We start from the raw sequence: 20,012 nt of genomic DNA on the forward strand, positions 1-20,012 counted from the left end.
GTAATTATGCAAGCAACAGCTTACAAGCTACCAGAGAATAATGAGAATCCATCAAAGAAATCCAATAGTCTGTATCAGACCTTTTGGAGATGGCATTTTTATGGCGGAATTATCTTTGCACCTTTTTTAATCTTACTTGCCATAAGTGGCGCACTATATTTATTCCAGGCTGAAATTGAGACGATGATTTATAAAGACAAGTTAATCGTTCAAAAAGGCGAACAAGCACTTCCGCTGTCGCAGCAAATTGACTCCGTTCAAGCGGAATACCCTAAAGCAGAGATTGGGTCGATCAGACTTCCGAAAGAAGATAATCGCGCTACATTAGTTAAAATTAATGAGAATGATGTTGTTACACAGGTTTATGTAAACCCATACACAGCGTCTATAACGGGAACATTACTCGATGAGGATCATTTCAAAAACGTTGTCGCTAAGCTTCACAGCGAATGGATCGTTGGGGGCACATTCATCAACCGTTTCGTCGAGTTAGCCGCATGTTGGACGATTATCATATTGATAACAGGTCTTTACATTTGGTGGCCAAGAAATAAGAAGACTTTCATGGGAACAATTTTTCCACGTCTAAAAAAGAATGGCCGCATGTTCTGGCGAGACCTTCACGCCGTAACAGCGTTCTGGCTGTCGCTGATGATTTTAATCCTTATTGTTACAGGGCTGCCATGGTCAGGTGTTATGGGTGAACAGATCAACAAGTTGGCGACAAATGCAAATGCAGGTTATCCAACTTATGCATTCATGGCGCCAACAGCTGAAAAGACGACAGATGAGATTGCAGAAGATATTCCTTGGGCAACGGAGAACAATCCTGCTCCGGCTTCAAAAAAAGATGACGGATCACTTTCTGTTGATCAAGTGATGTACTTAGCTCAAGACAACAAGATTCAAAAGCCTTACACCATTTCAAAGCCCGCAGGAGAAGATGGAGTATTTACTGTTGCTTCTTCAAGAGATAAACCGGAAAATGAAGCTACGGTATATTTTAACCAGTATAACGGAGAAATTGTAGAAGATATTAGATTTGATGATTATGGATGGATGGCTAAAGCTATTTCGATAGGAATCGCACTGCATGAAGGTCATTACTTTGGACTTGCTAATCAGCTTTTAGGAGCAATTGCTGCACTTGGTTTAGTAGCAATCGTCATCTTTTCACTCATTATGTGGAAGAAGCGTAAACCATCTGGAAAATTGGGAGTACCAAAAAAATCAGACAAAAAACTAAAGCCATGGATCATTATCCTTATGATCATAACAGGGATCATTATGCCACTGGCAGGTATATCTTTCATTTTCGTATTCCTATTAGATCGTTTTGTAATACCACGAGTAAAACCACTTCAGGCATGGTTGTCATAAAATTATTAGAGGTGAAGACAAAATGAAAAGAATGATGCTGATTTTTGGACTAGTGTTGACGATGGTAATAATGTCAGCATGCGGTTCAGGTGGATCAAAGGACGAACATGAGAATCATAAGAACCACGAACAACATAATAGCGAAAGCAAGGAAACGTCTCAGTCATTAGACTGGGACGTTCAGTCGTTTTCTTTTAAAGACCAAAACGAGGCTGAATTTGGGTTGGAAGACTTGAAGGGAAAAGTGTGGATGGCAAATTTTATTTTCACGAACTGTACGACTGTTTGCCCGCCAATGACTGCACATATGGCTAAACTTCAAGGGATGGCAAAAGAAGAAAATTTGGACGTAGAATTTGTATCCTTCTCAATTGATCCAAAAAGAGACGATGCTGCAGCATTGACGAAGTTTGGTGAAAACTATGACGCAGACTTCTCCAACTGGCATTTCCTTGGTGGCTATGAAGAGAAGCAGATTGAACAGTTAGCAAGAGATTCATTCAAAACCCCTGTTGTGGCTGATCCTAACTCAGATCAATTCATCCATGCTTCAGCCTTTTTCTTAGTAGATAAAGAAGGAACAGTTGTTTCTAGATATGATGGAGTAGAGAATACGCCGTACGAAGAGATTATTGCAGATATGAAAAAGAGATTGAAAAAGTAAAGTAGCTTTATTGGGTAGTAGAAATAGAGCAAACACGCTCGTGAGATAACTAAAAGCGTAGAAAAAGAAAAATAGTTGGGGGTCTGACCCCAACTATTTTTCTTATTTGTTCACACAATAGTTATGGTTTGGAAGACTAACATCACCCCACTTATGATAAAACTAAAGATAGAAGCGTCATTATGTAATAATGGAGGTATATTCATTTATGAATCCGATAAAAACGTTAAAAACAGTAGGATATCTTGAAGGAGCTTCGTTCTTGATCCTTCTTTTCATCGCTATGCCGCTGAAGTATTTCTTAGATCAACCGATGGCGGTATCTATCGTTGGTGCCCTTCATGGTCTATTGTTCGTTCTCTATATTCTTGTCATTCTCTATGTATATAACGTGAAGAAGTGGCCGATTATGCGTGCGTTCTTGGCACTTGTGTCTTCTGTCCTGCCGTTCGGACCGTTTATTTTCGATCGTAAGTTTTTAAAAGATTAATACTGTTTGAGGGAGCCACCTTATCTAGGAAGGCTCTCTTTTTTTGGGGGTAAAAGGTAGAGATGGTGTGTCTTCATTTGTCGAAAAGCCTATATTTCTCAATTTTGACTTAATTGTAGCTGAATCAGACTTAATTATTTTACTTTTGACTTAATTGATAGCGTTTCCGACTTAATTAATACCGACCAAGACTTAATAAGCTCCCCAGCAACAATACATGCTAAAGATGTACTTTCCACAGGAACACTGAACATGCTATTGTCCTCCTCGGAAGGAAAAGCTAACTTACCACAGCTCACTAAACCGATAACCATAGTAATTTGCAATAGTTTTGTTCCCGCCATGTTAAGAATTCATGTAAATTGTTTTAATTTTCTAATTTTCGGCTATTTATAATTTAATATGGTTTTTAACAGGAGGGACAAGCATATGATGAAAGCACTTCTTCTTAATGCGTCTCTTAAAAGTGGTGATGAAGTCTCCAATACCGAAAAGCTTGATGAACGAAGCGGTGCATATTTTCAATAAGAACGACATAGATACAGAGATGGTGAGGCTTGCTGATTACAGAATCGTATATGGCGTTTCGGCCAGATGAGGAAGAGGGTGACGAGTGCCCAGAGATTGTTAAGAAAGTAAAAGCGGCTTATATCCTCATCATCGGAACACCGCTCTGGCTTGGCGAAAAGAGCAGTCTTGCTACAAAAGCGATCGAGAGGCTAAATGGTGCGAGTGGTATGACAAATGAAAAAGGCCAATATATTTTATAACAAGGTGGCAGGTGTAGTTTTGACAGGGAATGAGGATGGAGCAAAAAGTGCGAGTCCATCCGTACGATTGTCTCACATTGGCTTCACACTATCGCCGAATGTTAAATACATATTGGGTTGGTAGAGCAGGTCCAGGACTTCCTTTATTGAAAAGGAAGGAAACAAAACGATTTTACGATGCAGCACAATAAAATAATGACGTACAATCTGATTCACTTTACAAAGCTATTAAAAGAACATCCTATTCCAACAGAAGGCAATGTGGTAGAAAGCAACAGCTAATTAAGGGAGGATATTTATGGCCATCGATCAGGTAGCAATGGAACGATTAAGTGAGCAATTCAGGGGGATTAGATCATTATCTGAAAAACTTGCATCAAAGCTTCAAAATGAAGATACGATCATTCAGGCTATGCCAGATGTCAGTCCGCCAAAGTGGCATCTTGCGCACACGACGTGGTTTTTTGAACGTTTCATCTTAAAAGAAAAAAATCCCTCTTATGTTCCTTTTAATCCAAAGTTCGATTATCTTTTTAATTCCTATTATGAAACGATCGGTTCTTATCATCCTAGACATTCTAGAAGCGTACTGTCCAGGCCATCAATGGATGAAGTGTATGCGTATCGTGACTATGTAAACAGAGAAATTCTGAGTCTGCTTAGGAAATATGGTGATCAGCTTCCAAAAGAGGTTGAAGATTTGATCGAGATCGGACTTCAACACGAACAGCAGCACCAAGAACTTCTTTTAACGGATGTAAAATATAATTTTAGCTGCAATCCGATGCTGCCATCGTATACAGAACTTTCTACAACAAGCAAGCATACAACCGATCATCAATCGCAAGTAACTGATATTAAGATTGAAGGTGGTCTCGTTGAAATTGGTTTTGCAGGAACGGGATTCTCATTTGATAATGAACGACCAAGGCACAAGGTCTGGTTGAATGCTTATCACATATCTTCCCATCCCGTGACGAACGGAGAATATCTTTCTTTTATTGAAGCAGGTGGTTATGAGCAGCCTGAGCACTGGTTGTCTGATGGATGGGCAACAGTCAAAAAGGAAAAATGGAAACATCCTCTTTATTGGCGTAAAGATGAGGATGGTTGGTATACGTTCACATTAACTGGTGAAAAGAAATTAAATCTAGATGAACCTGTCTGCCATGTAAGTTTTTATGAGGCGGATGCTTTTGCTAGATGGAGTGGGAAAAGGTTGCCAACAGAAGCAGAGTGGGAACATGCGATGAGTTCCATCACAATAGAAGGGAATTTTGTTGAAGAAGAATCGTTTCATCCGGTTGTGGATGAGTCCTATTCGAAATCACCTATAAAAAAAGCTTTTGGAGATGTATGGGAATGGACCAGCAGCCCTTACACTTCGTATCCAGAGAGTAAACCGCTCGAAGGTGCGCTCGGAGAATACAATGCGAAGTTTATGTGCAATCAGATCGTTTTGCGGGGTGGATCATGTGTAACGTCAAAGCTGCATATTCGACCTACTTATCGCAATTTTTTTCAAGCGGATAAAAGGTGGCAGTTCAGCGGCATTCGCTTGGCAGGGGATCTCATATGAAAACGGTAAGATCGAACGTTCATTATCACATCGGAAACAAACCTGAATCGGATATGTATAGTGAAGTACTTCAAGGACTTCAACGAGAGAAGAAGTTCATTGCACCAAAATACTTTTATGATAAAAAAGGTTCTGAGCTGTTTGAAGCGATCACGATGCTTACAGAATACTATCCGACCCGAACGGAGCTATTTATATTAAACAAATTTAAAGATGAAATGGCTCAGGCAATTGGAATGGATACGGCACTCGTAGAGTTTGGCAGTGGAAGCAGTGAAAAAGTGAGGACGCTTCTAGAGGCGATGCCAGAACTCAAAGAATATATACCGATTGATATCTCAAAAGATTTTCTGTATCAATCAGCTCGAGCATTGTCTATAGAATATCCGCATCTAGACGTTCATGCGGTTTCGGCCGATTATACAGATAAGTTTAAGGTGCCAGAGCTCAAATCTAAAAGCAAAGCTGTGTTTTTTCCTGGTTCTACCATCGGAAACTTTGAACCCGAGGAAAGAATGAATTTTTTAAAGATGACCGTAGATTTTCTTAAGCCCGATGGAGGCCTTTTGATCGGCGTAGATATGAAAAAAGATCAAGCTGTGTTAAATGCGGCTTACAACGATAATAAAGGAATCACAAGTCAATTCAATAAAAACTTACTAAACCGTTTAAATAGAGAACTTTTAGCAAACTTTAACCTTGAAAAATTTCAACATCATGCTTTTTATCATGCAGAAAAAGGAAGAATTGAGATGCACCTTGTAAGCTTGGAGAATCAGAAGATAAAAATCGGCAATGAGAACATCTTCTTTACTGAAGGAGAGACGATTCACACTGAGAATTCTTATAAGTTTACAATAGATGAGTTTCAAAATATGGCAAGAGAGTGTGGTTTTACACCAAAAAAAGTATGGTGCGATGATAAAAGCTGGTTCAGTTTGCACTATCTGGTTGTAGAATAGATTAAGAATCTTAGGACTCCTTTACTGAGGAGTTCTTTTTCGTCTATAAAAAATATAGATTTACTAAATTCAGTTAGAGGCCATTCGTGCGTAATCAAGCTTTTTATTGGGCATTTTCTCAGCAAAGGGAGATAATAAAAAGAAAATGGTATGGAAGAGGGATGTATGATGAAGCTTAAAGGAATTCACCATGTTTCCGCGCTAACTGCAAAAGCACCTGAAAACTTTAAATTTTATACAGAAGTAATGGGCTTAAGATTGATCAAGAAAACGGTAAATCAGGATGATACAAGCGTTTATCATTTGTTTTACGGTGATGAAAAGGGAAATCCAGGAACAGAGCTTACGTTTTTTGAAATTCCGATGGCTGGAAGAAATCATGATGGAAACAACAGCATTTCTGCTATCTCACTTCGAGTAAAAAATGATCATGCTCTTCATTTTTGGAATGATCGGTTAAAAGAACATGAAATTGAAGCAGAAGATATTATGCAACGCGCAGGTCGTAACACCTTGGCGTTTAGAGATCCTGAAGGACAAAGAATGATCTTAGTGTCGGATGAAAACAACAAAGGCGTTGCAGGTGGTCAGCCATGGAGCAAAAGTACAACACCACAAGAAAATGCAATTGTGGGGCTTGGGCCTGTAAGGTTAACTGTTCCAAGAGCGGAACCAACTGTCCAAGTGCTGACCGAACTATTAGGCTTTAAAAAAATTGGAAGCTACACACCTGAAGTGATTGGTCAACCTGAAATCATTGTATTAGAAACAGGTGAAGGCGGAAGCGGTGCTGAAATTCATGTAGAAGAACGAAACGACCTTCCCCAAGAACGACTTGGCAGAGGTGGCGTGCACCATGTAGCCTTCCGAGTGGATAATGAAGAAGAATTATACGAATGGATTGAAAAAGTAAAAACATCAAGATTTCCGAATTCTGGATTTGTAGATCGTTTTTATTTTAAATCTCTATATTTCCGTGAACCAAATCGCATTTTATTTGAACTTGCAACAGATGGTCCCGGTTTTGATACGGACGAAGAATTAGAGCATCTCGGCGAGTCACTAGCTTTACCTCCGTTCTTAGAGCCACATCGTGAGGAAATTGAAGCGAAATTAAAACCTCTTGATACAAAACAATAAAATTGTCATGACCTGAATCTAACGGATTCAGGTTTATTTTTGTTTTTGAAATTTTTTTGAGCAAGATCGCGACATAAAAAACGTATTTTAGGAAAAAGTAAAAAACGTTACAACATTAAAGAAATAAGGAGATGTCACAAGATGTTTTGGCAAAAAAATGTAAAACATATTACGAAGTATGTTAGTGCTCTTGTTTTGGCATTAGCTTTACTTTTAGGTACTTCAAACGCTGCTTCTGCAGTTGGAAAGAATGCAAAAGGTCCAGATGTATACGCAATTCAATCGATGTTAAAATCGCTAGGTAGTTATTCCGGAAAAATAAATGGCTACTATAATGCTTCAACAGTAAAAGGTGTGAAGTATTTTCAAAAGAGTCACGGATTACCTGTGACTGGATCAGTTGACGCTCGTACGTATCAATCGATTCTATATGCTTACTCTTCTTTAAAATTACCTAAAGTTCGTCAAGGTGGCGGAGCAGGTCAAGGTGGCGGAGCAGGTCAAGGTGGCGGAGCAGGTCAAGGTGGCGGAGCAGGTCAAGGCGGCGGAGCAGGCCAAGGCGGCGGAGCTGGCCAAGGTGGCGGAGCTGGCCAAGGCGGAGCAGGTCAAGGCGGCGGAGCAGGCCAAGGTGGCGGAGCAGGCCAAATTGAACAAGGTGAAGGTCAGCAACAGGAGCAGCAACAAGGTCAGCAAGAAGAGGGTCAAGAGCAACAAGTACCTAAGCAGATGGAAGAACAAAAAGGTGAGACTCCACAAGCACCACAAGCACCGAAACAAGATATGCAACAAAAAGATTCAAAACAAAGTCCAAGTGTTCAACCTGGAAAGAGCAGTCCATCACCTGGAATGAAAGATAATGGAAAAGACTAAAATATAGTATGAAAACTAAAATTTAAATGAAAATAACAAAGAGGTCATTTCCATGATCTCTTTGTTTTTATGAATGAGAGAAATAATTAATCGGAGTGAGCACCCAATGTTGCATGTATGGTTAGCTGGATTTCTTTTTTTATCAACAATTGCAGAACAAAACGCTGAAACGTTAATCGTGAACCAAGAAGGGCAAAAGCTTGCAGAAGTAAGCCGCAAACAGTTCGAAGGTTCTATACCTGGAATTCCGATGATCGATGAAACAAAATACAATCAGTTCGTTGATCTGCTTGATAAGAGATCATATAAAGCACCTGTTAATGCTAAACTAAACGATTATGGCGGAATTATACCAGGACAAGTTGGATATAAATTAAATCGAAAATTATTCAAAGAAAAGTTTTATACGTATTATTTTGAAGCAGGTCCAAAAAAGATAGATGTGCCAGAAATGAATATCTATCCAAAAGTCGATACAGAAGTACTCGCTCATATTAAGAACCAGCAGATTGGACAATATGTTACATACTTTAATTCGAATAATAAGAGCCGAACTACAAACATTGAACTTGCTGCAAAAGCGCTCGATAGTCATGTTGTTTTTCCGAATGAGACATTTTCATTCAACGGAGTCGTAGGCAGACGAACAACCGCAAAAGGTTATATGTCGGCACCGATCATCGTTAGAGGTGAATTGTCTGAAGGGATTGGTGGAGGAATATGCCAAGTCTCATCTACGTTGTTTAATGCTGTAGATCGTGCAGGACTAAGAATCGTTCAACGCTATTCTCATAGCAAACGTGTACCATACGTACCATCAGGTAGAGATGCTACCGTCAGCTGGTACGGACCAGATTTTCAATTTCAAAACAAATATAATCAGCCTATACTTATCCGTGCAAAACGCTATGGAGGAAGTTTAGTCATTAAACTATATTCTTCTGAAATTCTTGATCAAAGAAAAAGAAAAGTCCCGAATGCACCAACTCATATACCTGAAGAAATAAAAACGGATCAGAACGTGCATCTTTCTAACCCGAACTGATGATTTAAAGTACAATAAAGTTGTATCACATGTGTTTGAATGGGGAGTTGGATCGTTTGCAGACATTAGAAAAACTAACAGAACGTTTTTGGTACCAAACACCTGTTTCAGAGACTGATCGTCCAATTTTAGGAGCTGTTGTGGGAAACGAAATGACTTTGATGATTGATGCAGGTAATTCTGAAAATCATGCAGAGTACTTTTTAGATGAGATACGTAAGAGGGGTATCAATAAACCAGACTTAGTCGTCATCACACACTGGCATTGGGATCACATTTTTGGATTGCCCGCATTAAACATACCTTCTATTTCTTCAGCTGAAACAAAAACAAAAATGCAGGAACTCCTTCCTTTCGCTTGGAGTGATGAAGATTTGGATGAGAGAGTTAAGCAAGGAATTGAAATTGAATTTTGTGCTGAAGCGATAAAAAAAGAATTTCCAGATCATCGCAACATCAAGATAAAGCTACCAGCGATGACGTTTCATGAAAAAATGGAGATAGATCTAGGTGGGGTTAACTGTGTTCTCCAACATGTGGGAGGAGACCACACAACAGATTCAATCGTTGTGTACATAAAAGAAGAAAAGGTTTTATTTTTATCCGATTGTCTCTATGCAAATATGTACGCACCTAAAAATAACTATACGGTGAATCGGACGCTGAATTTGTTAGATCAACTAGAATCCTTTGACGCAGATTTTTATATTTTCTCTCATTGGAAGGCAGCAACAAAAGAGGAGTTTCAAATAGAGACTTCCATGTTAAGAAGGTTTGCTGACCTGACGAAAAAGTTTGAAGGTAATCAACAAGCAGTTGAAGAAGAATATAAAATCGAGGTCAAGCGGGAGCTAACTGAAGATGAACGTGAGACCTTACAGTTTTTTGTTAACGGTTTCAGCCATAATTTACATAAATAGAATGGGAGAGTATGATGTTACAAGAATTTAAAGTGGCTATTAAGCAATTCGAGGGTATAGAAAGACAGATCCGAGTGTGTTTGCCCTGCGATTATAGTGAGAGCCAAGACCATTATTCTGTGCTGTATATGCATGACGGTCAAAATCTGTTTCATGATGAAGACGCCAGCTATGGTGTTTCATGGGGGGTAGCTGATTATCTAAGAACGAGTAAAGCACCTCTTATCATTGTGGGTATCGACTGTAATCATGAAGGTTTCGAGCGTTTTAATGAATACGCACCTTGGGAAAACACGACAGTAGGACCTGAACTTTTAAAATTAGAAGGGGTTTATGGAGGGAAAGGAGAAGCGTACATCGATTTTATTCTACACACGTTAAAGCCGCTGATTGATGAGAAATACAGGACGAAACCTGATGAAACATTGATGGCTGGCAGTTCGATGGGTGGTTTGATCTCAACGTACGCAGCTTGTAGGTATCCTCATATATTTAAAAAAGTAGCAAGCCTTTCTTCTGCTTATTGGTTTAATCAAACAGAGATTGAGAGTTTTATAGAAGAAAGTGACTTAAGTGGGCTCGAAAGATTTTATATGGATATTGGAACCGATGAGGACACATCAAAAGTGGATGCTTCTCATTACATCCGTTCCTCTGAAGAAGTCTATGAAGTCTTTAAGAAAAAGAAAATCGACATTAAATTTGAAATAATCCAAGCTGGAAAGCATCATGAAACAGCTTGGCGTGAAAGAATGCCTAAAATCATTGATTATTTGATGAAGTAAAGGGGAGATAGACGTTGATCACATTTGAAAGAATGGACAACAAGCAGTTTAAAGATTATATGGAGTTTATGCTGCCAGACTATATTCGTGATACCGCTGAACATAATAAACTAGATACAGAGCTAGCCACTGAAAAAGCAGAAAAGCAAATGGAACAACTGCTCCCTGATGAGGAAAAAACAGAAGGGCAACATTTATTTCATATCAAAGACGATCAGAAATTAGCCGGCTACCTTTGGTTCCATGTATCAAAAGAAGAGAAGAAAGCTTTTCTTTATCATATTTACGTGCTGGATGCATTCCGCAAGCGAGGGATTGCTCAGACCGCTCTGCGTTTTTTCGAGAATGAATCAAAAGATGCAGGAGCGGACTATGTTGGTCTCCATGTATTTGGATCGAATGAAAGCGCAATTGAATTATATAAAAAACTAGGTTATAAACAAGCATCGATATTGATGAACAAAGTTTTGTAAACGTTTAATAAAGGGAGAGAGATAAACATGAGAAAAATTGGTTTGCAACTGTACTCCATTCAAAAAGAAGCTGAAAAGAATTTGTTAGGCACATTAGAAAAAGTGAAAAATATCGGATTTGACAGTGTGCAATTTGCTGGATTGTTCGGAATTCCTGCCAAAGAAGTAAAAAAGGTATTGGACGAAAATGCTTTAACTGTTGCTGGAGCTCATATTCCACTTCAACAATTTTCTGGAGATGCATTCAAAAAGCAAATGGAAGATCAACTTATCTTAGAGAATGATTTGATGATCATGCCTTACTTAACAGAAGATGAAAGAAAATCGATTGATGATTATAAGCGTGTAGCAGACGTGTTGAACGAAGCTGGATTAAGAAGCAAAGAATATGGAATTCGCGTTGCTTACCATAATCATGATTTTGAATTTTACGAGCTTGATGGTAAGATGCCGTTTGATTTGCTCTATCAAGAAACAGATTCTGAACTGGTCAAGATGGAACTGGATACGTATTGGGCAAAATATGCCGGTTTTGAGCCTAAAGAGCTGCTTAATAAGTATCGCTTCCGTTGTGTATCCCTTCACCTCAAAGATATGGTAGAGAAAGGCGGCCAAAAACAGAGTACGATCGCTGGAACAGGAATACTTGATATCAGTAGCTTCTTACGATTAGCAGATGAACAGAAAGTAGATTATTGTGTGATCGAGCAAGAACATTTTGAAGGAGATCTTCTTTCGGAAGTCGAAAAAGGTGTGCAGAACGTAAAAGCACTTTTATAAGGAGAAAAGCTTTGGAAGGTGTAACGTTTGCTTCTTATATAGAAAGGAAGCACTTTGAAGCAATTCAAGAGCTGAACAAACAAGAAGGTTGGACACAATTAGTTGAACGGTACGAAGAAACAAGACAGGCATGGAATAGATCTAATATAGCCTATGTTATGTTAAAGAACGAAGTGGTGGTAGGTTATGCACGAGGGCTAACAGATGAAAACGTAACGCTCTATATATGCGAGATGCTGATCTCGAAGCCTTATCGTGGACAGGGTTTAGGTGGAAAGCTGTTAAACATCATACAAGCGAAGTATCCAACAGGACGTATGGAGATGCTTGCATCACATACATCACACACTTTTTATGAAGCTCAAAACTTTAGACCTTTTTATGGATTTCGAAGAACATATGAAGAAAGTAAATCTTAGGAGGCGTCTTTTATGAGTGATAAAGTAACGAGTATCTCTGCTATACAAAGCCACATTAATAATGTATTCGTGCATGTAACTGATTTGAAGAAATCTGTAGAATGGTATGCTGATCTATTGGGGATCACGATAGATTTGAGTGAAGTGCAATCACCTGTTCATAACATTCCTGTAACCGGCCAAACAGGATTATCACTAGATGATCATACCTTTGATCCGTCCTTTCACCGATCACCTGGTTCTGCCCCTATGTTTAATGTATTCGCACCAGATATTGATGCAGCATACAAAGAACTTCAAGAGAAAAAGATAAAAGTGATCCGTGAGATCGAGTGGCACGGAGAAGTAGCTTGGTTTAATGTAGAAGATCCAGATGGAAACGTCGTTATGATTTGTAATTGCTAACGAATTTATAAACTTTTGTGAAACTGCCCCTACTTTTTATGTATAAGTAGGGGCAGTTTTTTATTCGAAAGTATGTAAACAGAACATTCTATCTATCAAGTATTTTCCTATTTGTGGTAAAGTGAATAATAGAACGTTTTCGGGAGGAATCGAATTGAAAGAACAAAAAATAAATGCACTAAAACAAGAGTTTGACAATCTTGTAAGCGTAACCATCACTTCTTTAGATGATCTCAAGAATTTTTTAAATCAGCAAAAAGGCATCTACGAAAAAGTAGAAGAAGAGATGCTTCGGCATTATATTGCTTTCCAATGCCAAAGTAATGATGAAGAAATTAAAAAGCAATTTGAATTTGATCAGCAACACATCAAGCCGTTGTTTAAAAAGTACCAATCGATATTGGACGAAAAAGTATTAGAGTCACCATTTATGGCAGAACTGCCAGACGATAAATATGGAGAATTTAAGAAGAAGTTAAGAACACAATTTGCTCTCTTTCAAGAAGCTAACTTGGAGATAGAAAAACAAGAGGATGCTCTTACGAATAAATACTTTGAAATTACAGGAAGCCTATCTTCAAATTGGGAGGGAAAAGAAGTAACGATTAGCGAACTTCTTATTCATATTCGAGATTCTAATCGTGAAATAAGAGAAAAAGCGATGAAAGCTTTGTATGAACCTATCTTAAAAGAGGAAGAGAAATTTCAAAGTATCCTTGATGAGTTGATTCAATTACGAGTGAAGAAAGCAGAGAATGCGGGCTTGAACGGTTTTAACGATTATATGTTTAAAAAATATAATAGATTTGATTACACGCCAGAGGATTGTACGGAGCTCGCTGAATCCATACGTGAACATGTTCTTCCGATTACCATCCAACTTCAAAAAGAACACAAAGCTGAAATTGGCGTTGATACTTATAAACCATGGGATGTTCAAGCGGAAGCAGCCGGTCGAAAACCATTACAACCTGTAAGTTCCGATGTAGAGTTGATCAATAAATCAGCGAAGGTTTTAGGAGAACTAGATGTTGAATTTGGTTCACTTGTCCAAGAAATGAATGAGAAGAAGCTTTTTGATCTAACAAGCAGAAAAGGAAAAGCACAGGGTGGCTTCTGCGAATCCCTACCTGAAACAGGGCTACCGTTTATCTTTATGAACATGTCCAACACGGATAGTGATCTTGTTGTTTTTATGCATGAGATGGGACATGCGATTCATGATTTACTGAAGAGTGATCAAGAATTATATGCTTATAAACAAATTCCAATGGAGTCAGCTGAGCTTGCGAGTATGAGTATGGAGCTTTTCACAATGGAGCGTTGGAATGAGTTTTACAAGACAGAAGAGGAACTTAACCGAGCGAAGAAAGATCAGTTAAAAGGGGCTTTGATAAGTCTTCCGTATATTATGGTTATTGATCAGTTTCAGCACTGGCTGTACCAACATCCGAACCATACATGGGAAGAACGCACGAAGAAGTTTGGTGAGTTGAAAGATCGCTATGATGCTTCAATAGTAGATTGGAATGGATATGAAGAATGGAAAGTAAAAGGATGGTTCTATACGCTTCATATATTCGAAGTTCCTTTCTACTTTGTTGAGTACGCGATTTCTCAACTTGGAGCTATCCAATTATACAAAAATTATAAACAAGATCCAGAAGGAACAATTAATAAATATAAAGAAGCGCTGAAACTTGGAAGTTCTAAGTCACTTCCGGAAGTTTATGAAACTGCAGGGATTGAGTTAGATTTTTCATCCAATAAGATTGCTGAGCTTATGGAGTTTGTTGCGAAAGAGCTTAACCTACTAACTGTTTAGTTAACTAAAAAAATAAATAATTAAAGAATTTAAACAATATAAAGGGATTCTTTCTATAAAGTAGAACTATTAGATAAAGACCTACTTTATAAAAAAATGTTATAACAATAAATGGTAGAGAGGTGTCCATAAATTCTTGTCATAACCGGTTGGTGAGAAAGTATTGAATTGCACTGCCGACATACCAATTCCGATATTGAGCCGGACTCTATTCCCAGTGAACAAAAAGCTTGTAAGCTGGATTCTCAATAACGAGAGTAAAATATGCGCAATTTAACATACGTATTAGGGTTCATTTTCCTGTTCAAGGGAAAAGTAAAGTTAAATGGCATATTGTTTATGGGCAATCATTCGGAACATGAGGGGTGAAAGGTATGCGAAAACCCGATGACGAGAAATTATGGGACACAGGAACATCAAATTTTGAAGAAGGCGATAAGATCACCTTTCACAATACTGAGCAAGGTGTTGAAAAAACTTACACAGTAAAGCGTGTGAAGGAAAACGGTGATATTGAACTCGTTTATTCAGTAAAAAAACCGAGGCCACCTATGCAGTAGCATGAGTAATATATAAAGCAAGAACAGCTCACGTTTTATCGTTGAGCTGTTTTTGTTTGATTAAAAATGGAATCTATATTCATATATGGTTAATAGTAAAAGAAATGATAATTAATGGGTGTTTATGATGAAACAATGTGGGTTAAAGATGAGTGAACAGCTTATTAGAGAGGATGTTTTATATGACAGATAAACCCTTAATAGGACTAACAAGTACGATTATGACAATCAATACAATAGAAACGCAAAGCGAGAATGTAGATACAATCGTTGTTTATAATAAATTTGCTGAAACCGTTAGGGATGCAGGGGGAATACCAGTTGTTATTCCATTAGGCAAGCCGGAGGAAGCAGAATTTTATGCGAAAATGTGTGATGGATTAATTTTTACTGGTGGTGAAGACATCAGCTCCATCACTTACAATGAAGAACCTCATCCAAAGGTAAAAAAGGTAAATAAAAACCGTGATGATTTCGAGATTGAGCTAGTAAAAAAAGCACGCGAGAACGAAAAAGCCATACTAGCCATGTGTAGAGGCTATCATCTACTAAATGTTAGTTATGGCGGTACAATCATACAGGATGTGGAAAGCGAATATCCAGACAGTATTAACCATTTCCAATCTTCTGCGACCCGCACCGAACCTTCTCACACTGTGACCATTGAAGAGGGTAGTAAACTGCTTAACATTGTGGGGGAAAGAGAAGTTGCTGTTAACAGTTTTCATCATCAAGCAATTGGAAAAGTTGGTAAAGGCCTTCGAGTGGCAGCTAAAGCTTCTGACGGTGTAATCGAGGCACTAGAATTAGAGGATCAAGAAAAAACATTCTTACTTGGAACACAGTGGCACCCTGAAGAATTGAGACATGAAAACGAAAATATGATGGCGATCATTACAACATTTATTAAGGAAGCGAAGAAAAGTAAAGTATAAGTAAAGAAACCTTCTGATATCAGAAGGTTTCTTTACTTATACAGAGAGGTACTATTTATTAAAGGAAACTTTTTTCGTGATGATTACGTAGTATAGAATAGAAATTATTGAGGAGGCTGTCTTATGAATATATCGAGACTTTTGAAGATCATAACAGGCGGTATTGAGGCTTTCCTTGGCATCCCTTTTTTAGGAGGAGCAATCATTCTTGCTTCAGCATGGGGGCCACTTCAATTCATGTTTGTTTTTCACTTAATTACACTCATCATTTGTATTGTTCAAAAAGAAAGGTTTGCAGGAAGTGTATTAGGTCTTATTACATCAATTGTCGGTTACGTGCCTGTTATCGGAATGATCATGCATATCGTTACAGCTCTTGTTTTATTCTTTGATGCTGCAAGAGGAAGTAAAAAAAGAAAAAACGAGCATGTCATCGATGTAAGAAAAGGGTATTAAAAGAATAGCTTACTCTTTATACTGAAACCTTTCAGCCGAAGCAGTGGTTGAAAGTTTTTTGTTGGAGAAAAAAGGGTTATATTTGGTGGAAGAAGATTATTTTAAAGATTATAAGAGAGGATGAAAAACGAGTGGGATTCATATTCTATGCGATAACACAGATTGCTATCGCTTATTATTTATATGTTCAAGCGCCATTATATAGTAAAGATCGGTGGCTTTGGGCGATATTAGGCTTCATTTTTGGTGTCTTCACATTAAGTATTTTTTTAATTCAAACAAACCGAAAAGGATTAGGTTGGACCATTTTAATAGTAATGATTCTTTCTTCAATAGCGGGAATTTTATTTTTAAGCTTACTGGTCTGGGCTGTATTTTTTTCAAAAGGGTAATGCTTGTATGAAAAAGAAGGTGAGTTTATGAAAAATCATCTAGTGTTTGTTTACGGGACACTTCGAAAAGGTGGAAGTAATACCTCCTTATTAAAACATGCTAAATACATAGAACATAGATGCTACACCGAGGGACAACTATATGATACAGGTTTGGGTTACCCCGCATTAGTTCCGGAGAAAGATAAATGGGTAACTGGTGAGTTATATGAAGTATCAACGAGTGAACTAGAACAATTAGACGAACTTGAAGATTTTGTGGAGAATAGAGCAGATAATTTATATGAGCGTAATCTTGCTATGGTTCACACTACAAACGGTATAGAAGAAGCTTTCGTGTATGTGATGAGAATCAAAAAAAGTCACTTTATATTGATCGTTGAGAATGATTGGATCACATATCTCAGTAAGTAACCAAACAAAAAGAGGTTACCATCAACTGGTAAACCTCTTTCATTATGATAATGAGAAATCTTCTCTATTTAGCAATCAAGTTGTTAATACAATGAACGGCTGAGTCGACGTTATCAAACCGCTGAAGGGATTTTGTTTCAATTTGAATCACTTCGAACGATTGATCGTTCTTTAAATACTTAACAGAAAAAACAGGTGTGTTGTTCTCACTAAAGGTATGGGTTATATCTGATTCGATATACTGTTTGTTCTGTAAATTTAAGAGTATGTTTTTTACCTCTTGTTGGTTCATGACACATCGTCCCCTTTCTATTATGGGGGAACTTGTTAGGAACCCAAATAATAAATTACTTTCCTTCCTTAACATTTATGCTAACATAAGTAATTTTGTAAGTACAGGTAACGGAAGACCTGTTCTTCTAAAATCACCCATTTTTTATCGTCAAAATCGCCTCTATTTCGACATTACCCTTCAATGCTCGTGAAATCATACACGAATGCTCAGCTTTTATGGCGAGTTTTTGAAGAAGTGTCGAAATGTTTTTTGACGGGTCATGTTTGATGGTGACGACCGGTCGATGAATGATTTTTTGATAGGTGATGACACCGTTCGTTACATCAACATATCCTTCAGACTCCATCGTCAAATCAACCTTCTCTATTTTACTGCGTTCCATCATGGCAGCGAGTGTGATGATATAACACGTTGCTGCTGCTCCTAGCAACATTTCATCAGGATTTGTGCCAATTCCAGGTCCATCCATCTCAGGGGGGATGGATACCTTTGTTTGCAAATTTTGTGTTTCAATCGTTCCTATATCATTTCTTCCACCTGGCCAATGGGCATTTAGATGAAAAACATGTTGTGCCACTAAAAATCACCTCGACTTATTTCTTTCTTAAGTGTAAAACAACTGAGCCATTTCGTCACATTTCCTGTTTAAAGTGTACAAAATGTAATTTTTTTTGTTTTTGAGTGATCCAAATTGAATTTGTCTTCGTTATCTATTTGAAAACACTTACAGAAGGAGGTGATAACCAGGTGAAACAATTTGTACAGTTGGTTGTATTCGCAGCGGGTATGAGTATTCCTGCTATCGTATCGGCTGATAGCGGAGGAATTCTTTCTCCAGTAACAGACCTTACAAAAGAAACAACTGAGATTGTTGAAATCGTTCCAGATAAAGTGAACTTTTCGACGAAAAATCATTCAGTTTCTGATGAGGTTGTGAGACCTGCTCTTAAAACAGTTACAAATATTGTTACAGACACAACTCAGGCTGTCGACAGAGTGGATCAAAGAGTTAACAAAGTTACCGAGACCATAAAGCCAGTAGATCAAGCGGTCAAAACGGTAACGAATACAGTCGATACGGTAAAAGAAGCAGTTCCGACAAAAAAGCTAAAAAGTTCTAAACCGATCGTGGATGTTAATCTTTCTGAAAAACCATCGCTAAAAGTCGATGTGTTAGATCAGGAGGTGAACGTTTCGGTCCCTGTTAAACCGGAAAAACCTCAAGTAGAGGTGAAACTACCTGTCGTTTCAGAGATTGTTACTAATAAGCCGGATGTTAAGGAAGTAGTGGGAGCAAAACCAGAACCAGCTCCTACCCCAACACTAGTCACTGAACCTGTTGTGGAGAACAAACCGAATACTAGTGAAACGATTAATGAAACGAAAGGTGCAGTAACTAAAAAACCGGTTGTTGTGCCGACAAAAGAAATTCTTGTGAAAGAAATAGAAAATCCCGTTAGTATGAGTACGAGTGGAGAAGTAAATAAAAAGAGCAGGGATCATAAAGAAACTGAGAAGCCTGTACGGCAAAAAACACGTCCGGATTATCCGGTAACTAAAAAGGCAATTCAAACTTCACAAGGTGGACAATCTCCTTCAGGTACATCAAATGGACCGATGACTTCTTCAAGCACTGTTACGTTCTTGGCTATTCTAGATGGTGGACAAAATGATACTCAGCTTGAAACAAGAAGTCGACTTGGTGAGGGAGTTCGACACTATTATGATCAATGGCTTAATGCTCCACCTGGGCAACCACCACAATCTTTCTTCTTCTAATTCAAATTTTGTAAAACAAAAATATTAAGAAGAAGAAGGAGAGAAATGAAAATGAAAAAATCAAACTTTATTAGAACATTTGCGATTACAGGTGCTGCTGCGGCTGGGTTATTCTTTGGAGGAAGTGAAACATTTGCAGATGAAGGGTCATCGAGTCTTAAAATCGGAACAGGGTTGATCAGTAACATTCAGCTTTCTGAGAAAGAAGAAGAGTCTAATCTTAACCTTGATCTAGGTGCTGTAACAGGTATCGAATTAGATAGCTCAGAAGATGATTCGAACCACAATAGCGTAAAAACAAACGTTGGTGCAAATGTGAATGCTGAAGCTTCAGGTGAAGAAGATGAAAAAGCTCAAGTAGGTACGGCTGTTAATGCTGGAGTTGAAGCGGAATCAAAAACTGAAGAACATCACGACGTTGCTAAAGCAAATGCGGCAGTTGGTACTGATGCTATAGTTAAAAGTTCTTCTGCTGATGATGAAGGTAAAGCGTCTGTAAACGCAGATACAAACGTTGAAGCGGAAGTGCGTACTAATGAAGAAGACAACAAAGATTCTAGTTCTCTAAATGCTGGAGCAGATGTTGAAGCATCTGTAGAAGCTCAAGATGAGGAAGAATCAAATACAGAGGCTGCTGTGAATGCAGGTGTAACTGCAGGAGTAGAAGCAACTGA

25 protein-coding genes are annotated in these 20,012 nt (G+C 38.2%); 23 read left to right on the plus strand and 2 right to left on the minus strand.

The window, feature by feature from the left end; all coding sequences use genetic code 11:
• The first annotated feature begins 6 nt into the window (after positions 1 to 6).
• The 21 genes from P4V41_RS15675 (at position 7) to P4V41_RS15775 (ending at position 17,264) form a co-directional block, all read left to right on the plus strand.
• Entirely contained in the window at positions 7 to 1,380 is a 1,374-nt protein-coding gene (locus tag P4V41_RS15675) for a PepSY domain-containing protein (RefSeq protein WP_328086035.1), read from the plus strand.
• Positions 1,381 to 1,402: 22 nt separating this feature from the next.
• Positions 1,403 to 2,044, plus strand: coding sequence for an SCO family protein (locus tag P4V41_RS15680; RefSeq protein ID WP_328086036.1), 642 nt, complete (start codon positions 1,403 to 1,405; stop codon positions 2,042 to 2,044).
• Between the two features lie 208 nt (positions 2,045 to 2,252).
• The gene (locus P4V41_RS15685) at positions 2,253 to 2,534 is read left to right on the plus strand and encodes a DUF3817 domain-containing protein (protein WP_066391923.1); all 282 of its coding nucleotides are present in this window, start codon (positions 2,253 to 2,255) and stop codon (positions 2,532 to 2,534) included.
• 557 nt (positions 2,535 to 3,091) lie between these two features.
• Positions 3,092 to 3,304 (plus strand): hypothetical protein, encoded by a 213-nt coding sequence (locus tag P4V41_RS15690; RefSeq protein ID WP_328086037.1) that lies wholly within the window; start codon positions 3,092 to 3,094, stop codon positions 3,302 to 3,304.
• 298 nt (positions 3,305 to 3,602) lie between these two features.
• Positions 3,603 to 4,883, plus strand: a complete 1,281-nt coding sequence (gene egtB / locus P4V41_RS15695; RefSeq protein WP_328086038.1) for an ergothioneine biosynthesis protein EgtB — start codon at positions 3,603 to 3,605, stop codon at positions 4,881 to 4,883.
• Positions 4,880 to 5,845 carry an L-histidine N(alpha)-methyltransferase gene (gene egtD / locus P4V41_RS15700; protein WP_328086039.1) on the plus strand — a complete coding sequence of 322 codons (966 nt, stop codon included), beginning with the start codon at positions 4,880 to 4,882 and terminating at the stop codon, positions 5,843 to 5,845. Before egtB ends, egtD begins: the two co-directional genes overlap by 4 nt.
• 168 nt (positions 5,846 to 6,013) lie before the next feature.
• Positions 6,014 to 6,985 carry a ring-cleaving dioxygenase gene (locus P4V41_RS15705; RefSeq protein ID WP_328086077.1) on the plus strand — a complete coding sequence of 324 codons (972 nt, stop codon included), beginning with the start codon at positions 6,014 to 6,016 and terminating at the stop codon, positions 6,983 to 6,985.
• 141 nt (positions 6,986 to 7,126) lie between these two features.
• A complete protein-coding gene (locus P4V41_RS15710; protein ID WP_328086041.1) occupies positions 7,127 to 7,855 on the plus strand; it encodes a peptidoglycan-binding domain-containing protein in 729 nt (242 codons plus the stop codon).
• Positions 7,856 to 7,961: 106 nt separating this feature from the next.
• A complete protein-coding gene (locus P4V41_RS15715; RefSeq protein WP_328086043.1) occupies positions 7,962 to 8,900 on the plus strand; it encodes a VanW family protein in 939 nt (312 codons plus the stop codon).
• Positions 8,901 to 8,956: 56 nt separating this feature from the next.
• Positions 8,957 to 9,820 (plus strand): MBL fold metallo-hydrolase, encoded by an 864-nt coding sequence (locus P4V41_RS15720; protein ID WP_328086045.1) that lies wholly within the window; start codon positions 8,957 to 8,959, stop codon positions 9,818 to 9,820.
• A gap of 14 nt (positions 9,821 to 9,834) precedes the next feature.
• Positions 9,835 to 10,605, plus strand: coding sequence for an alpha/beta hydrolase (locus P4V41_RS15725; protein WP_328086046.1), 771 nt, complete (start codon positions 9,835 to 9,837; stop codon positions 10,603 to 10,605).
• Positions 10,606 to 10,619: 14 nt separating this feature from the next.
• Positions 10,620 to 11,078, plus strand: coding sequence for a GNAT family N-acetyltransferase (locus tag P4V41_RS15730; protein WP_328086047.1), 459 nt, complete (start codon positions 10,620 to 10,622; stop codon positions 11,076 to 11,078).
• Between the two features lie 27 nt (positions 11,079 to 11,105).
• Positions 11,106 to 11,858 carry a sugar phosphate isomerase/epimerase gene (locus tag P4V41_RS15735; RefSeq protein WP_328086049.1) on the plus strand — a complete coding sequence of 251 codons (753 nt, stop codon included), beginning with the start codon at positions 11,106 to 11,108 and terminating at the stop codon, positions 11,856 to 11,858.
• Between the two features lie 11 nt (positions 11,859 to 11,869).
• A complete protein-coding gene (locus tag P4V41_RS15740; protein WP_328086051.1) occupies positions 11,870 to 12,277 on the plus strand; it encodes a GNAT family N-acetyltransferase in 408 nt (135 codons plus the stop codon).
• 12 nt (positions 12,278 to 12,289) lie between these two features.
• Positions 12,290 to 12,682 carry a VOC family protein gene (locus P4V41_RS15745; protein ID WP_328086052.1) on the plus strand — a complete coding sequence of 131 codons (393 nt, stop codon included), beginning with the start codon at positions 12,290 to 12,292 and terminating at the stop codon, positions 12,680 to 12,682.
• A gap of 154 nt (positions 12,683 to 12,836) precedes the next feature.
• Positions 12,837 to 14,507, plus strand: coding sequence for a M3 family oligoendopeptidase (locus P4V41_RS15750; RefSeq protein WP_328086053.1), 1,671 nt, complete (start codon positions 12,837 to 12,839; stop codon positions 14,505 to 14,507).
• Between the two features lie 374 nt (positions 14,508 to 14,881).
• Positions 14,882 to 15,067, plus strand: coding sequence for a hypothetical protein (locus P4V41_RS15755; RefSeq protein WP_137790327.1), 186 nt, complete (start codon positions 14,882 to 14,884; stop codon positions 15,065 to 15,067).
• A gap of 182 nt (positions 15,068 to 15,249) precedes the next feature.
• Positions 15,250 to 16,002 carry a gamma-glutamyl-gamma-aminobutyrate hydrolase family protein gene (locus P4V41_RS15760; protein ID WP_328086056.1) on the plus strand — a complete coding sequence of 251 codons (753 nt, stop codon included), beginning with the start codon at positions 15,250 to 15,252 and terminating at the stop codon, positions 16,000 to 16,002.
• Positions 16,003 to 16,125: 123 nt separating this feature from the next.
• Positions 16,126 to 16,458: a hypothetical protein gene (locus P4V41_RS15765; protein ID WP_328086057.1), complete on the plus strand. Its 333-nt coding sequence runs from the start codon at positions 16,126 to 16,128 to the stop codon at positions 16,456 to 16,458.
• 131 nt (positions 16,459 to 16,589) lie between these two features.
• Complete coding sequence (locus P4V41_RS15770; protein ID WP_328086059.1) at positions 16,590 to 16,850, plus strand: hypothetical protein; 261 nt, start codon at positions 16,590 to 16,592, stop codon at positions 16,848 to 16,850.
• A gap of 27 nt (positions 16,851 to 16,877) precedes the next feature.
• The gene (locus P4V41_RS15775; RefSeq protein WP_328086061.1) at positions 16,878 to 17,264 is read left to right on the plus strand and encodes a gamma-glutamylcyclotransferase family protein; all 387 of its coding nucleotides are present in this window, start codon (positions 16,878 to 16,880) and stop codon (positions 17,262 to 17,264) included.
• 64 nt (positions 17,265 to 17,328) lie between these two features.
• On the opposite strand, the gene P4V41_RS15780 is transcribed toward P4V41_RS15775, so the two are convergent.
• A complete protein-coding gene (locus P4V41_RS15780) occupies positions 17,329 to 17,556 on the minus strand; it encodes a hypothetical protein (RefSeq protein ID WP_328086063.1) in 228 nt (75 codons plus the stop codon).
• 133 nt (positions 17,557 to 17,689) lie between these two features.
• The gene (locus P4V41_RS15785) at positions 17,690 to 18,136 is read right to left on the minus strand and encodes an OsmC family protein (RefSeq protein WP_328086065.1); all 447 of its coding nucleotides are present in this window, start codon (positions 18,134 to 18,136) and stop codon (positions 17,690 to 17,692) included.
• A gap of 170 nt (positions 18,137 to 18,306) precedes the next feature.
• Here P4V41_RS15785 and P4V41_RS15790 point away from each other — a divergent pair, with 170 nt between their 5' ends.
• Both P4V41_RS15790 and P4V41_RS15795 read left to right on the plus strand, forming a co-directional pair.
• On the plus strand, positions 18,307 to 19,338 hold the full coding sequence (locus P4V41_RS15790; RefSeq protein ID WP_328086067.1) for a hypothetical protein: 1,032 nt from the start codon (positions 18,307 to 18,309) through the stop codon (positions 19,336 to 19,338).
• Positions 19,339 to 19,389: 51 nt separating this feature from the next.
• On the plus strand, positions 19,390 to 20,012 hold a 623-nt coding region (locus P4V41_RS15795; protein ID WP_328086069.1), incomplete at its 3' end, for a hypothetical protein.

The organism is Fictibacillus nanhaiensis, assembly GCF_036213205.1.
GTDB lineage: Bacteria > Bacillota > Bacilli > Bacillales > Fictibacillaceae > Fictibacillus > Fictibacillus nanhaiensis_E.

Bases quoted from the DNA above. Each gene is read 5' to 3' on its own strand.
- P4V41_RS15675 (WP_328086035.1), top strand. From the start codon at position 7: ATGCAAGCAACAGCTTACAAGCTACCAGAGAATAATGAGAATCCATCA.
- P4V41_RS15680 (WP_328086036.1), top strand. From the start codon at position 1,403: ATGAAAAGAATGATGCTGATTTTTGGACTAGTGTTGACGATGGTAATA.
- P4V41_RS15685 (WP_066391923.1), top strand. From the start codon at position 2,253: ATGAATCCGATAAAAACGTTAAAAACAGTAGGATATCTTGAAGGAGCT.
- egtB (WP_328086038.1), top strand. From the start codon at position 3,603: ATGGCCATCGATCAGGTAGCAATGGAACGATTAAGTGAGCAATTCAGG.
- egtD (WP_328086039.1), top strand. From the start codon at position 4,880: ATGAAAACGGTAAGATCGAACGTTCATTATCACATCGGAAACAAACCT.
- P4V41_RS15705 (WP_328086077.1), top strand. From the start codon at position 6,014: ATGAAGCTTAAAGGAATTCACCATGTTTCCGCGCTAACTGCAAAAGCA.
- P4V41_RS15710 (WP_328086041.1), top strand. From the start codon at position 7,127: ATGTTTTGGCAAAAAAATGTAAAACATATTACGAAGTATGTTAGTGCT.
- P4V41_RS15715 (WP_328086043.1), top strand. From the start codon at position 7,962: ATGTTGCATGTATGGTTAGCTGGATTTCTTTTTTTATCAACAATTGCA.
- P4V41_RS15725 (WP_328086046.1), top strand. From the start codon at position 9,835: ATGTTACAAGAATTTAAAGTGGCTATTAAGCAATTCGAGGGTATAGAA.
- P4V41_RS15735 (WP_328086049.1), top strand. From the start codon at position 11,106: ATGAGAAAAATTGGTTTGCAACTGTACTCCATTCAAAAAGAAGCTGAA.
- P4V41_RS15745 (WP_328086052.1), top strand. From the start codon at position 12,290: ATGAGTGATAAAGTAACGAGTATCTCTGCTATACAAAGCCACATTAAT.
- P4V41_RS15755 (WP_137790327.1), top strand. From the start codon at position 14,882: ATGCGAAAACCCGATGACGAGAAATTATGGGACACAGGAACATCAAAT.
- P4V41_RS15760 (WP_328086056.1), top strand. From the start codon at position 15,250: ATGACAGATAAACCCTTAATAGGACTAACAAGTACGATTATGACAATC.
- P4V41_RS15765 (WP_328086057.1), top strand. From the start codon at position 16,126: ATGAATATATCGAGACTTTTGAAGATCATAACAGGCGGTATTGAGGCT.
- P4V41_RS15775 (WP_328086061.1), top strand. From the start codon at position 16,878: ATGAAAAATCATCTAGTGTTTGTTTACGGGACACTTCGAAAAGGTGGA.
- P4V41_RS15780 (WP_328086063.1), bottom strand. From the start codon at position 17,556: ATGAACCAACAAGAGGTAAAAAACATACTCTTAAATTTACAGAACAAA.